This window comes from Streptomyces sp. NPDC005863 (assembly GCF_042871345.1).
Classification (GTDB): domain Bacteria; phylum Actinomycetota; class Actinomycetes; order Streptomycetales; family Streptomycetaceae; genus Streptomyces.
On sequence record NZ_JBIAII010000001.1, the window covers coordinates 786,364 to 799,480 of the forward strand.

General features: G+C 67.9%; 11 protein-coding genes. 6 read left to right on the top strand and 5 right to left on the bottom strand.

The genetic code is table 11. From position 1 onward, the window contains the following. Positions 1-9 precede the first annotated feature (9 nt). The 5 genes from ACFYO9_RS03330 to ACFYO9_RS03350 all read right to left on the bottom strand — a co-directional run bounded on the left by ACFYO9_RS03330 (position 10) and on the right by ACFYO9_RS03350 (position 5,797). Complete coding sequence (locus tag ACFYO9_RS03330; RefSeq protein WP_355804168.1) at positions 10-1,083, bottom strand: dipeptide ABC transporter ATP-binding protein; 1,074 nt, start codon at positions 1,081-1,083, stop codon at positions 10-12. 61 nt (positions 1,084-1,144) lie between these two features. After that, entirely contained in the window at positions 1,145-2,191 is a 1,047-nt protein-coding gene (locus ACFYO9_RS03335) for an ABC transporter ATP-binding protein (RefSeq protein WP_355803193.1), read from the bottom strand. A gap of 6 nt (positions 2,192-2,197) precedes the next feature. Then, positions 2,198-3,175 (bottom strand): ABC transporter permease, encoded by a 978-nt coding sequence (locus ACFYO9_RS03340; RefSeq protein WP_355803195.1) that lies wholly within the window; start codon positions 3,173-3,175, stop codon positions 2,198-2,200. After that, positions 3,168-4,091, bottom strand: coding sequence for an ABC transporter permease (locus ACFYO9_RS03345; protein WP_355803197.1), 924 nt, complete (start codon positions 4,089-4,091; stop codon positions 3,168-3,170). Before ACFYO9_RS03345 ends, ACFYO9_RS03340 begins: the two co-directional genes overlap by 8 nt. A 71-nt stretch (positions 4,092-4,162) precedes the next feature. Further along, positions 4,163-5,797: an ABC transporter substrate-binding protein gene (locus ACFYO9_RS03350; protein WP_358710273.1), complete on the bottom strand. Its 1,635-nt coding sequence runs from the start codon at positions 5,795-5,797 to the stop codon at positions 4,163-4,165. 443 nt (positions 5,798-6,240) lie between these two features. Here ACFYO9_RS03350 and ACFYO9_RS03355 point away from each other — a divergent pair, with 443 nt between their 5' ends. From ACFYO9_RS03355 to ACFYO9_RS03380, 6 genes are all read left to right on the top strand, one after another. Continuing rightward, positions 6,241-7,266, top strand: coding sequence for an ABC transporter permease (locus ACFYO9_RS03355; RefSeq protein WP_358777692.1), 1,026 nt, complete (start codon positions 6,241-6,243; stop codon positions 7,264-7,266). An 86-nt stretch (positions 7,267-7,352) separates the two neighbouring features. Further along, positions 7,353-9,137, top strand: coding sequence for an ABC transporter substrate-binding protein (locus tag ACFYO9_RS03360; RefSeq protein WP_358777693.1), 1,785 nt, complete (start codon positions 7,353-7,355; stop codon positions 9,135-9,137). A gap of 91 nt (positions 9,138-9,228) precedes the next feature. Then, positions 9,229-10,209, top strand: coding sequence for an ABC transporter permease (locus ACFYO9_RS03365; protein ID WP_358710270.1), 981 nt, complete (start codon positions 9,229-9,231; stop codon positions 10,207-10,209). A gap of 20 nt (positions 10,210-10,229) precedes the next feature. After that, complete coding sequence (locus tag ACFYO9_RS03370) at positions 10,230-11,258, top strand: ABC transporter ATP-binding protein (RefSeq protein WP_355803207.1); 1,029 nt, start codon at positions 10,230-10,232, stop codon at positions 11,256-11,258. 26 nt (positions 11,259-11,284) lie between these two features. Then, positions 11,285-12,319, top strand: a complete 1,035-nt coding sequence (locus tag ACFYO9_RS03375) for a dipeptide ABC transporter ATP-binding protein (RefSeq protein ID WP_358777694.1) — start codon at positions 11,285-11,287, stop codon at positions 12,317-12,319. Between the two features lie 212 nt (positions 12,320-12,531). Beyond that, a complete protein-coding gene (locus tag ACFYO9_RS03380) occupies positions 12,532-13,116 on the top strand; it encodes a Uma2 family endonuclease (protein WP_358777695.1) in 585 nt (194 codons plus the stop codon). Position 13,117 lies beyond the last annotated feature (1 nt).

Below are 13,117 nucleotides of genomic sequence, written 5' to 3' on the forward strand. Positions count from 1 at the left end.
GCCCGCGGACTACGGCACGACCTGCTTCTCCTCGGCGAAGTGGCAGGCCGAGTCGTGCGCCGCGGGCCCGTCCTCGTAGCGGAACTCCGCGGGCACCGCGAGCGCGGGCACCTCAAGGGCGCACCGCTCCCGCGCCTTCCAGCAGCGGGTGCGGAAGCGGCAGCCGGACGGGGGGTTGGCGGGCGAGGGCACGTCTCCGGTGAGGATGATCCGCTCCCGGTGCTCGCGCGCGTCGGGGTCGGGGACCGGGACGGCGGAGAGCAGCGCCTGGGTGTAGGGGTGCGTCGGGTGCTCGTAGATCTCCTCGTCGGTGCCGATCTCGACGATCCGGCCGAGGTACATCACCCCGACCCGGTCCGAGATGTGCCGGACGATCGACAGGTCGTGCGCGATGAAGAGGTAGGAGAGGTCGAACTCGTCCTGGAGCTTCTCCATCAGGTTGATGACCTGGGCCTGGACGGAGACGTCCAGGGCCGAGACCGGCTCGTCGGCGACGATGATCTCGGGGCGCAGCGCCAGACCGCGGGCGATGCCGATGCGCTGACGCTGGCCGCCCGAGAACTGGTGCGGGTAGCGGTTGATGTACTCGGGGTTGAGCCCCACCACGTCCAGGAGTTCCTGGACCTTCTGACGTCGCGAACCCTTGGGGGCCACCTCGGGGTGGATCTCGTACGGCTCGCCGATGATGTCGCCCACGGTCATCCGGGGGTTCAGGGATGTGTAGGGGTCCTGGAACACCATCTGGATGTTGCGCCGCACCGCTTTGAGGGCACGCCCGGACAGCTTGCTGATGTCCTCGCCCTTGTAGCGGATCTCGCCGGCGGTCGGCCGCTCCAGGTTGACGAGCATCTTCGCGACCGTGGACTTGCCGCAGCCGGACTCCCCCACGATGCCGAGCGTCTCGCCCTGCCCCAGGTCGAAGTCGACGCCGTCCACGGCCTTGACCGCGCCGACCTGTTTGCGGATGACGACGCCCTGGGTGAGCGGGTAGTGCTTGACCAGGCCGCGGACCTGGAGGATCGGCTCGTGCCCGGACTCCGAGCCGTGCGCGGCGAAGTCCATCTCGCCGCGGGCCTTGTCCATCAGCTGCCGCGCGGTCTCGCCCTCGTCCTCCAGATCCTTCCTGCTGACGTGCGCACCACTGTCACCGTGCCGCATCGAGCGTCTCCTTCCAGAAGTGGCAGGCGCTCCTGCGTTCGGCGACGAGCCCCTCGTACGTCACCCTCGCGAGCGGTGGATCGTCGCTCACGCAGATGTCCTGGGCCATCGGGCAGCGGGGGTGGAAGGGGCAGCCGGGCGGGATGTTCATGAGGTTCGGCGGCAGGCCCTTGATCGCGTAGAGGTCCCGGCCCTTCTGGTCCAGGCGCGGGATCGAGCGGAGCAGCCCGAGCGTGTACGGGTGGGCGGGGGCCCGATAGATCTCGTGGACGGGGGCCCGCTCGACGATGCGGCCCGCGTACATCACGGCGATGGTGTCGGCGACGTCCGCGACCACGCCCAGGTCGTGGGTGATGAGGATCAGGCCCATGTTCATCTCGCGCTGCAACTCCGCGAGCAGGTCCATCACCTGGGCCTGGACCGTCACGTCGAGGGCGGTGGTCGGCTCGTCGGCGATGATCAGCGAGGGTTCGAGCGCCATCGCCATGGCGATCATGATGCGCTGGCGCATGCCGCCGCTGAACTGGTGCGGGTACTGTCCGACGCGCTCCTTGGCCGCCGGGATGCGCACCCGGTCCATCAGCTCGACGGCCTTGGTCCGCGCATCCTTCCTCGACAGGCCCCGGTGGACGACGAACATCTCGCCGAGCTGGTCGCCGACGCTGAGCACCGGGTTCAGCGAGGAGAGCGCGTCCTGGAAGATCATCGCCATCCCGGCGCCGCGGACCTTGCGCCGCTCGTCCTCCTTCAGCTTCAGCAGGTCCTGGCCGCGGAAGAGGATCTCGCCCTTGGTGATCTTTCCGGGCGGGGTGTCGAGGATGCCCATGACGGCCTGGGCGGTCACGGACTTGCCGGAGCCGGACTCGCCGAGCACGGCGAGCGTCTCGCCCGCGGCGACGCTGTAGTCCACGCCGTTGACGGCCTTGGCGACCCCGTCCCTGGTGCGGAACTCCACGTGCAGATCGCGCACGTCGAGCAGCTTCGCCGCCTGCGGCTCCCCGGGGGCGGGTGCCTTCGATGCCACGGTTGCCATGGGCGCCTACCTCAGCTTCGGGTCGAGGGCGTCGCGCACCGCGTCGCCGAGCATGATGAACGCGAGCACGGTGATCGCGAGCGCCCCGGCGGGCCAGAGCAGCATGTGCGGGGCGTTGCGGATGTACTGGGAGGCGGCCGAGATGTCGATGCCCCAGCTGACGGTCGGCGGCTTCAGGCCGACGCCGAGGTAGGAGAGGGTCGCCTCCAGGGCGATGTACGTGCCGAGCGCGATGGTGGCGACCACGATGACCGGGGCGACGGCGTTCGGGGTGATGTGGCGCAGCAGCATCCGGGAGTTGGAGGCGCCGAGCGCCCGCGCCGCCTGCACGTAGTCGTTCTGTTTGGCGGTGATGACGGAGCCGCGCGCGATGCGGGAGATCTGCGGCCAGCCGAGCAGCACCATGAAGCCGACCACCGGCCAGACCGTGGAGCTGGTGACCACCGACAGGAGCACCAGGCCGCCGAGGACGACGGGGATGGCGAAGAAGATGTCGGTGATGCGGGAGAGGATCGCGTCCCAGGTCCCGCCGAAGAACCCGGCGAGCCCGCCGAGCACGCTGCCGATGAGCGCGACGCCGAGGGTGGCGCAGACGCCGACGGTGACCGAGACCCGGGTGCCGTAGACGACCCGGGTGTAGACGTCGCAGCCCTGCTCGTTGAAGCCGAAGGGGTGGCCGGGCGCCGAGCTCTTCTGCGCGTTGGCGAGGTCGCAGTCCAGCGGGTTGCGGGAGGCGATGAGCGAGGGCCACAGGGAGATGACGACGAGGAAGAGGATGATCAGGCCCGAGACGATGAAGACCGGGTTGCGCCGCAGGTCCCGCCAGGCGTCGGACCACAGGCTGCGGGCCGGCGCCGAGGGGCCGCCGCCCTCGGGCCCGCCCGGCGTCTTCTCCAGCGTCGTCGCCTCGCTGGTGGCCAGGTCCATCGCGCCGCCCATGCCGGTCGCGGCGATCGCGCGCTCGGGCTGCTGGGGTTCAGGCATAGCGGATCCTCGGGTCGAGTACGGCGTACAGGAGGTCGACGATGAGGTTGGCCGCCAGGAAGACCAGGACGAGGACGGTCACGAAGCCGACGACGGTCTGGGTGCTCTGGCGGAGGATCCCCTGGTAGAGCTGGAAGCCGACGCCGTGGATGTTGAAGATCCGCTCGGTGACGATCGCGCCGCCCATCAGCGCGCCCACGTCGGTGCCGATGAAGGTGACCACCGGGATGAGCGAGTTGCGCAGCAGGTGCCGGACGATGACGCGGCGCCGGGGCAGGCCCTTGGCGACGGCGGTGCGGACGTAGTCGGCGCGCCGGTTCTCCGCGATGGAGGTGCGGGTCAGCCGGGTCACGTACGCGAGGGAGACCGAGGCGAGGACGAGGCCGGGGATGAGGAGTTCGTTGAAGGGGGCCTCGCTGGAGACGGAGGGTTTGATGGTGCCCCACTGGACGCCGAGAAGGAGTTGCAGGACGAGGCCGGTGACGAAGGTGGGGATGGAGATCACCACGAGGGTGAGCAGCAGCACCACGGTGTCGACGGGACGCCCGCGCCGCAGCCCCGTGAGGACGCCGAGCGAGATGCCGATGACGATCTCGAAGACGATGGCGACGAGGGTGAGCCGGATCGTGACGGGGAAGGCCGCCGACATCAGCTCGGTGACCTTCTGGCCGTTGAAGGCGGTGCCGAAGTCGCCGGTGAAGACGTTGCCCATGTACGTCAGGTATTGCTGCCACACCGGCTTGTCGAGGCCGAACTCCTTCTTCAGCTGGGCGGCCGTGGCGGGGTCGCACTTGCGGTCGCCGCACAGGCCCGCGACGGGGTCGCCCATCACGTTCACCATCAGGAAGATCAGCAGAGTGGCGCCGAAGAAGACCGGGATCATCTGCAGCAGACGCCGGATCACATAACGTCCCATGGGGGCTCCGGAAATCGGGGGGAGCGGCCGCCGGGCGCCCTCGCGGGACCCGTACGACCGCTCCCGGCGTCTCAGTTGACCTTGATCTCGTTGTAGACGGGCACGCTGAACTGGTTCAGCGAGACGTCGGAGACCTTGTCGGAGTAGCCGGCGCTGCCGTTCTGGTACCAGAGCGGGATGGAGGGCATCTTCTGGGCGAGGATCTTCTCGGCGTCCTGGAACGTCGAGACGGCCTTGCCGGTGTCGGTCTCGGCGTTGGCCTCGTTGACGAGCTTGTCGAACTTGTCGTCGGAGAACTTGCCGTCATTGGACGGGGCGTCGGTGAAGTAGACCGGCTCCAGGAAGTTCTGGATCAGCGGGTAGTCCATCTGCCAGCCCGCCCGCCAGGCCCCGTCGAGCTCCTGCTTGGAGGCCTTGCTGCGGAAGTCCGCGAAGGTGCCGACCGGGCTGGCGACGCAGGCCTTGTCCTTGCCGAGCGCCTTGTTGATGGAGTTGCAGACCGCGTCGACCCACTCCTTGTGCGAGCCGGTGTCCGCGTTGTACGAGATCTTCAGGGTGCCGCCGGGGATGCCGCCGCCGTCCTCGACCATCTTCTTGGCCTTCGCGGCGTCGTACTCGCAGGCGTCGCCGCAGAGCCCGTCCTGGTAGCCGCCGTCCTTGCCGAGCACCGGCGAGGTCCAGTCGGTGGCGGGGGTCCGGGTCTTCTGGAAGATCGTCTCGGTGATCTGCTCGCGGTTGATCGCCATGGACAGGCCCTGGCGGACCTTCTCCATGCCCGGCTTGGTCCACTTGCTGTCGTAGAAGGGGAAGGCCAGGGTCTGGATGATGCCGGCGGGGGTGTTGATGTAGCGGTCGCCGAGGTCGTTCTTGGCGTTCTTGAGCTGCGAGGCGGGGACGTCGTCGACGAGGTCGAGGTTGCCGGCCATCAGGTCGGTGTAGGCGGTGTTGTTGTCGGTGTAGACCTTCATGTCCACACCGCCGTTCTTCGCCTTGTCCGGGCCGGCGTACTTGTCCCACTTGCGCAGGGACATCTTGGAGCCCTTGGTGTACGAGTCCACGGTGTACGGGCCGTTGCCGACCGGCTTGGAGAGCCAGGCGTCGTGGTGGTCGTAGAACGCCTTGGGCAGCGGCGCGAAGGCCGGGTAGCCGAGGGTGTCGGGCCAGGTGGAGAACTTCTGGCCGAGCTTGACGGTGAAGGTCGTGTCGTCGACGACCTTGAGCCCGGAGAGGGTCTTTGCGCTCGGCTCGCCCTTCTCGGGGTGGACCTTGTCGTAGCCGTCGATGTAGCCGAAGAAGTAGGCGTTCTTCTGGTTGTTCTTCAGGTTCGCGCCGTAGTTCCAGGCGTCCACGAAGGACTTGGCGGTGATCTTCTCGCCGTCGCTGAACGTCCAGTCCTTCTTGATCTTGACCGTGAAGTTCTGCGCGTCCTTGGTGTCGATGGACTCGGCGATCATGTTCTTGGCCTCGCCGGTCTTCGGGTCGTACCGCTTGAGACCCCGGAAGAGCATGTCGAGGATCTTGCCGCCCTGGACCTCGTTGGTGTTGGCCGGCTCCAGCGGGTTCTGCGGGTCGCCCCAGGAGGAGCTCACGATGCCGGTGCCGTCGCCGCCACCGCCGCCGCCGCTCCCCCCGCCACCACAGGCCGTCGCCGCGAGGGCGACCGCCACCGCGCATGCGGCCCACTTGGCGTGCGTGGCTCCACGCATGGAGTCCTCCAGTCCTGTGCTGTTCCTGCCGTCCCGGCCTTCTTGCTGTCCGTGCCGTCCCGGCCTTCCGCGCCGGCGACCGCCGCGGCGGTCCGACACACGTACCGCCAAATATCGCCGCAAGCGACATGAACCGCACATTTACCCCACCCGTATGAGTCCGAGCCCATCCGGATGTACGCATTCCGAGACGTCCGCGCCCGCATATCGGACTCATTGCCCGGCTTGCCGGAGAGCGCCCCACCTTGTCCATCACGCTTGATTACGCGAAGGCAATGTCATGCCCATGTTTTCCTCAAGTCTTGCTCAAGGATCCCAAGAGCGGCCCAAAGCGCCTGACGATTCATTGACCGCGTAGGAAACGCCTTGCGAAAGTCGCGGCTAGCCCCGTAGGTGCTGGTTGTCCTGCGGATTCCTGATGACCCCTCCGGGCCTGGAGCGCCATGACCTCGCCAACTCCCGCCGCTGCCGCCACGCTTGAAGTGACGGACAAGATCGACGGCATTCCTCCTTCGCCCAAGGACCAGGGCAGCAAGGGCCGTTCGCCGGGGCGGCTCGCCTGGACGCGGTTCAAGCGGGACAAGTCCGGCGTGATCGCGGCGGGTGTCGTGATCTTCTTCTTCGTGGTGGCGCTGGGTGCGCCGTTGATCTCGAAGATCTACGGCAAGGACCCGTACACGACGTACGGCGTGAACGACCCGAGCCTGATGAACGAGTTCAGCTACCCGATCAAGCCGAACGGCGGCATGGACGCCGAGTTCTGGTTCGGCATCGAGCCCCAGCTGGGCCGCGACGTGCTGACCTTCCTGCTGTACGGCATGCGCAACTCGCTGCTGATCGCCGCGGCGACGACGATCCTGGTGACGCTCATCGGCATCACGGTCGGCATCACGGCCGGTTATATCGGCGGCAAGACCGACTACTTCATCGGCCGGGTCATCGACATCCTTCTGGCCTTCCCCTCCACGCTCTTCTTCATCGCCTTCTGGCCCGTGATGATCTCCGTGGTGGTCGCCCCGGAGGACAAGACGCCGACCTGGCTGACGGTCACCAGCCTGATCGCGGTGATGACGGCCTTCGGCTGGGCGTCCATCGCCCGCCTGCTGCGCGGTGAGGTGCTGGCCCTGCGCGAGCGGGAGTTCGTGGAGGCGGCGAAGGTCACCGGAGCCTCGCCGGCCCGGATCATCTTCAAGGAACTGCTCCCCAACCTGTGGACGCCGATCCTCATCCAGGCCACCCTCGCCCTGCCCATGTTCGTCACCGCGGAGGCCGGACTCGCCTTCCTCGGCGTGGGACTTCAGGAGCCCACTCCCGACTGGGGCGTGATGATCCAGCGCGCCTCCGAGGTGTACGAGCAGGACATCACGTACATGGCCTTCCCGGGCATCGCGATGGTGATCTTCGTGGTCGCCTTCAACCTCCTCGGCGACTCCGTGCGCGACGCGCTGGACCCGAAGACCAAACGCTGACACTCCCCACGCCCGGCGCCCACGACGGGGCAGTGCCGGGCCGCTCCCTCCGCTCCTCTACTTCGACAATCAGGGTTGGTAGCCACATGTCTCTCTCCCGCAGAAACTTCGTCATCGCCACATCGGTCGCGGCGGGCGGCTCGATGGTCCTGTCCGCCTGCAGCAGCGGCGGCTCGGGCGACGGCGGCTCCGGGAACCACGGTGGCGCCACCGAGTACACGGGCGCCTCCGTCAAGATCGGCACCGCCGACGACTCCAAGGGACCCGCGCCCGAGACCCCCGGCGCGAAGAAGGGCGGCACGATCTACGGCGTCGCCGAGGACGACGTGTCGCACATGGACCCGCAGCGCATCTACTTCGCGTACAACTCCTCGGTGGCCAACCTCTACGCGCGTGCCCTCACCGGTTACTACGTCGACGACAAGGGCCACATGACCCTGGTCGGCGACCTGGCCACCGACGCGGGCAAGGCGTCGGACGGCAACAAGACCTGGACGTTCACGCTGAAGGACGGCCTGAAGTGGCAGGACGGCAGCGAACTGACCGTCGAGGACGTCCGGCACGGCTTCGAGCGCTCCTGGGCGTCGTTCATCACCGAGGGCGCCGCGTACGTCCAGATGGCGCTGACCGGCAAGGGCTCCAAGTGGCGTGAGGGGTACAAGGGCCCGTACGGCGGTGACCACCTCGACTCGATCACCATCGACAAGGCGAAGAAGACGATCACCTTCAAGCTGAAGGAAGCCCGCCCGGACTTCAACTTCACGCTGGCGATGACCTCGTACTCTCCCGTGCCCGTCAAGCACGACACCAAGGAGAAGTACGACAAGGCCCCCTTCTCCTGCGGCCCCTACATCGTCAAGCACCGCTCCATCGACAAGTCGATGACGCTGACGCGCAACAAGCACTGGGACGCGAAGACCGACCCGATCCGCAACGCCTACCCGGACAGCTTCGAGTTCGAGTTCGGACCGACGGGCCTTGACTCCTGCGACCGCTTCATAGCGGACCAGGGCAAGGACAAGCAGATGATCGCGCTCTACGAGAACATCCCGGCCGAGCGCATGCAGAAGGTGCTCACCAACCCGGCGGTCAAGAAGCGGTCCTTCAACGGCCTCTCCTCCGGCACGTACTACTACGCCATCAACTGCAAGCGCATCACCGACGTCGAGGTGCGCAAGGCCCTCAACGTCGCGTGGCCGCTGGAGCAGATCCGCCGGATCTACGGCGGCGAGTCGGCGGGCGACCTGGCGACCACCATCCTCAGCCCCGACATCATCGGCCGCGAGAAGTTCGACGTCTTCGGCAAGCTGAAGAAGCCGGCCGGCGACCCGCAGCGGGCCAAGGCCATCCTGAAGAAGGCCGGCAAGCTCGGCCAGAAGATCGTCTACGCCTTCCCGCAGCGCCCCACGTACGACAAGACCAAGGTCGTCATCGAGAACGCGCTGAAGGCCGCGGGCTTCGACCCGGTCATCAAGCCGCTCAACTCGACGGACTACTACGACCAGGCGCAGCGCATCGACAACAAGTTCGACGTCATGTGGTTCGGCTGGTCCCCGGACTGGCCGACCGCCTACACCCTGATCCAGCCGCTCTTCGACGGCGACGCGATCGGCGACGGCCAGAACAACATCTCGCAGACCGACATCCCCTGGATCAACGAGGCGATCAAGAAGAACGCGGTCATCTCGGACCAGAAGGAGGCCGGCAAGGCCTGGGCCGAGCTCGACAAGAAGATCATGACCGAGGTCGTGCCGATCATCCCTGAGACCTACCAGCGCCGCTTCTACCTGCACGGCTCCAAGGTCGGCGGGGCGCAGCACGACCCGCAGTTCGCCGCGACGCTGATCTACAAGACCTACATCAAGGCCTGACGAGCGGCCCCAGTGACGGGGCGGCCCCTCCGCACGGAGGACCGCCCCGTCCCCTCCTCACCCACGGCATCCGTCAGGAAACCCAACTGCCATGCTCCGCTTCCTCCTTCGCCGCATCGTCGGTGGCGCGGTGATCCTGCTGATCATCAGCGTTCTCGTCTTCGTACTCTTCTACGCCGCTCCGCGCGACCCGGCCCGGCTGGCCTGCGGCAAGGTCTGCTCGCCCCAGACCCTGGACCTGGTGCGGCACAACCTGGGGATCGCCGATCCGCTGCCGGTGCAGTACTGGCACTGGTTCGAGGGCCTGTTCGTGGGCCGTGACTACGCCAGCTTCGGCAACTGCCCCGCGCCGTGCCTCGGTTACTCCTTCCGCAACCGTGAGCCGGTGCTCGGCACCATCCTGGACCGCTTCCCCACCACCCTCTCCCTCTCGCTGGGCGCGGCCTTCGTCTTCGTCATCTTCGGCGTCGGCACCGGCATGCTGGCCGCCGTCAAGCAGGGCAAGCTGGTCGACAAGATCGCCTCCTCCGCCTCGCTGATCGCCTCCTCGCTGCAGATCTACGTCGTCGGCGTCTTCGCCGTGTACCTCTTCACGTACCAGCTGCAGTGGATGGACCGGCCCCAGTACACGCCGCTCACCGAGGAGCCCGGCGACTGGTTCTCCGGGCTGCTGATCCCCTGGCTCGTCCTCTCGCTGATCTTCACCGCGAACTACACCCGGATGACGCGCTCCCAGCTGGTCGAGACGCTCAGCGAGGACTACGTCCGCACGGCGCGGGCCAAGGGCCTCTCCGCCCGCGCGGTCTTCTTCCGGTTCGCCTGGCGGGGCGCGATGGGACCGATCGTCACGATCTTCGGCCTCGACCTGGGAGTACTCCTGGGCGGCGCGATCATCACCGAGAAGACGTTCGCCCTGCACGGCATCGGCGATCTGTCGGTCCGCGCGGTCAACACCAGCGACCTGCCGATGCTGCTCGGTGTCGTCCTGGTCGCCGCCACGGCGATCGTCGTCTTCAACATCATCGTCGACGCCGTGTACGCGCTGATCGACCCGCGCGTACGGCTCGCCTAGGGCTCAGGGAGAGAGATCTGATGAGCGCCACCCCCTTCCTGTCCGTACGCGATCTGCGCGTCCACTTCTCCACCGAGGACGGCATGGTCAAGGCCGTCGACGGCCTCGACTTCGAGCTGGAGAAGGGCGAGACCCTCGGCATCGTGGGCGAGTCCGGCTCCGGCAAGTCGGTCACCAACCTCGCCATCCTGGGCCTGCACCACAAGGACAGCACCGCCATCGACGGCGAGATCCTGCTCGACGGCCAGGAGCTGCTCACCGCCACCGAGCGGGAGCTGGAGCGGCTGCGCGGCAACAAGATGGCGATGATCTTCCAGGACGCGCTCGCCTCGCTGTCGCCGTACCACACCATCGGCCGGCAGATCGGCGAGACGTTCCGCAAGCACACCGGTGCCTCCAAGAAGGAGGCCAGGGACCGCTCGATCGAGATGCTGACGAAGGTCGGCATCCCGCAGCCGGACCTGCGCGTGGACGACTACCCGCACCAGTTCTCCGGCGGCATGCGCCAGCGCGCGATGATCGCGATGTCGCTGGTCTGCAACCCGGCGCTGCTGATCGCCGACGAGCCGACCACGGCGCTCGACGTGACGGTCCAGGCGCAGATCATGGACCTCCTGAAGGACCTGCAGCAGGAGTTCGGCACGGCGATCATCTTCATCACCCACGACCTGGGTGTGATCGCGGACATCGCGGACGACGTCCTGGTGATGTACGGCGGGCGGTGCGTGGAGCGCGGCACCAAGAAGGAGGTGCTGCGGGCGCCTCAGCACCCGTACACCTGGGGCCTGTTGGGCTCGATGCCGTCGCTCGAAGGGCCGGTCGACGTGCCGCTCTCGCCCATTCCGGGGACGCCGCCCAGCCTGCTGAACCCGCCCTCCGGGTGCCGCTTCCACCCGCGGTGCGCCTTCACCGAGCAGGTCGAGGGCGAGCGCTGCTCCGGCGAGCAGCCGCTCCTCGAACTGACCGACGGCCGGGGCGCGGCGTGTCACCTGACGGCGGAGCAGCGCACGGAGTTCTTCGCGGACTTCGCCACGACGCGCACCGACTGACGTACAAGAGACTGGACTTGACCACTATGAGCGACAGCACTCCCCTCCTGGACGTCAGCGGGCTGACCAAGCACTTCCCGATCATGGGGGGCTTCCCGTTCAAGCGCAGGATCGGCGCCGTGCAGGCGGTGGACGGGCTCGACTTCACCGTCGCCGAGGGCGAGAGCCTGGGTCTGGTCGGCGAGTCCGGCTGCGGCAAGTCGACGACGGGCCGGCTGATCACGCGTCTCCTGGAGCCGACCGGCGGCCGGATCTCCTACCGCGGCCAGGACATCTCGCACGCCTCGCGCAAGCAGCTGGCGCCGGTCCGCTCGGAGATCCAGATGATCTTCCAGGACCCGTACGCGTCGCTGAACCCGCGCCAGACGGTGGGCAAGATCATCTCGGGGCCGATGGAGGTCAACGGCATCACCCCGGCGGGTGGCCGGGAGGCCCGGGTCCGCGAGCTCCTGGAGACCGTCGGCCTCAACCCGGAGCACTACAACCGCTTCCCGCACGAGTTCTCCGGCGGCCAGCGCCAGCGCATCGGGGTGGCCCGCGCGCTGGCCCTGGAGCCGAAGCTGATCGTGGCGGACGAGCCGGTCTCCGCGCTCGACGTGTCGATCCAGGCGCAGGTGGTGAACCTGCTCCAGCAGCTCCAGAAGGACCTGGGGATCGCGTTCCTGTTCATCGCCCACGACCTGGCGGTGGTACGGCACTTCTCGCAGCGGGTCGCCGTGATGTACCTGGGCCGGATCGTGGAGATCGCCGACCGCGAGAGCCTGTACGGGAACCCGCGCCACCCCTACACGAAGGCGCTCCTGTCGGCGGTGCCCGAGGCGACGCCGGACGACGTCCCGCGCCGCGAGCGCATCCTGCTGACGGGCGACGTGCCCTCCCCCGTCAACCCGCCCTCCGGCTGCCGCTTCCGCACGCGCTGCTGGAAGGCGACGGACAAGTGCGCGACGGACACGCCGCCGCTGGTCCGGATCGACGGCAACCGCGAGGGCCACCTGACGGCGTGCCACTACCCGGAGACACCGGCGGAACTGGCCCTGCCGGGGGCACGCAAGTCGCTCTGACCGAAGCCAACAGCTGTGTGGACCGGGGCCCGGCCACCCCTCCGGACCGGCCCCGCTCACCGGAACCGGCCCGCCCTCCCCCTTGACCCGAGCGGGGCGCGGCCGGTTCCGGGTGGGGCCCTGGCCGGGAGGCGGGGCGAACGCCGTCACCGCGGATCGGCCCGTGGCCTCGCGCCCAGGCTCTCCCGGGCCGGCGTGACTACCCTGGCCCCATGGACTACGCCAAGATGCGTGCGATCGCCGAGGAGCTCGGAGCCTACGCCGAGCGTCTCGAGGGAACCTGGCACGTGGAGATCGGGCCGTCGGGCCCGATACTGGCCATGATGTGCCCGTCCAAACGGCACGAAGGCACGGTCCGTCGCATCTGTAAGCAACTGGACAAGCAGCTCGCCGCCACTCACCCGGGCTACATCTGCGCGAACGGTCCCGAGATCGAGCACCCCTCGATCGGTCGCATGCGCCGGCCCGACGCCCTCGTCATCCCCGAGGAAGTGCTCGACGAAGAGGGGCTCGCCGTCGACGCCACCCAGGTGCTGGCCGTCATCGAGGTCGTGTCCCCGTCCAATCCCAGCAACGACTACGGAGCGAAGCTCTCCGAGTATCCGGCCATGGGCATCGGCCATTACCTGATCGTCGACCCTCGCACCGGGACGGTCGAAGTGCACTCCGAACCCTGTGCGGACCGCTACCGGTCCAAAGAGCCGTACATCTTTGGGGACGTCGTGCCGTTCGGACCCTGGACCGTGGAGACCGCCGCCTTCCGGCGCTACGAAGAACCGCGGACCCACGTGCGCTGAG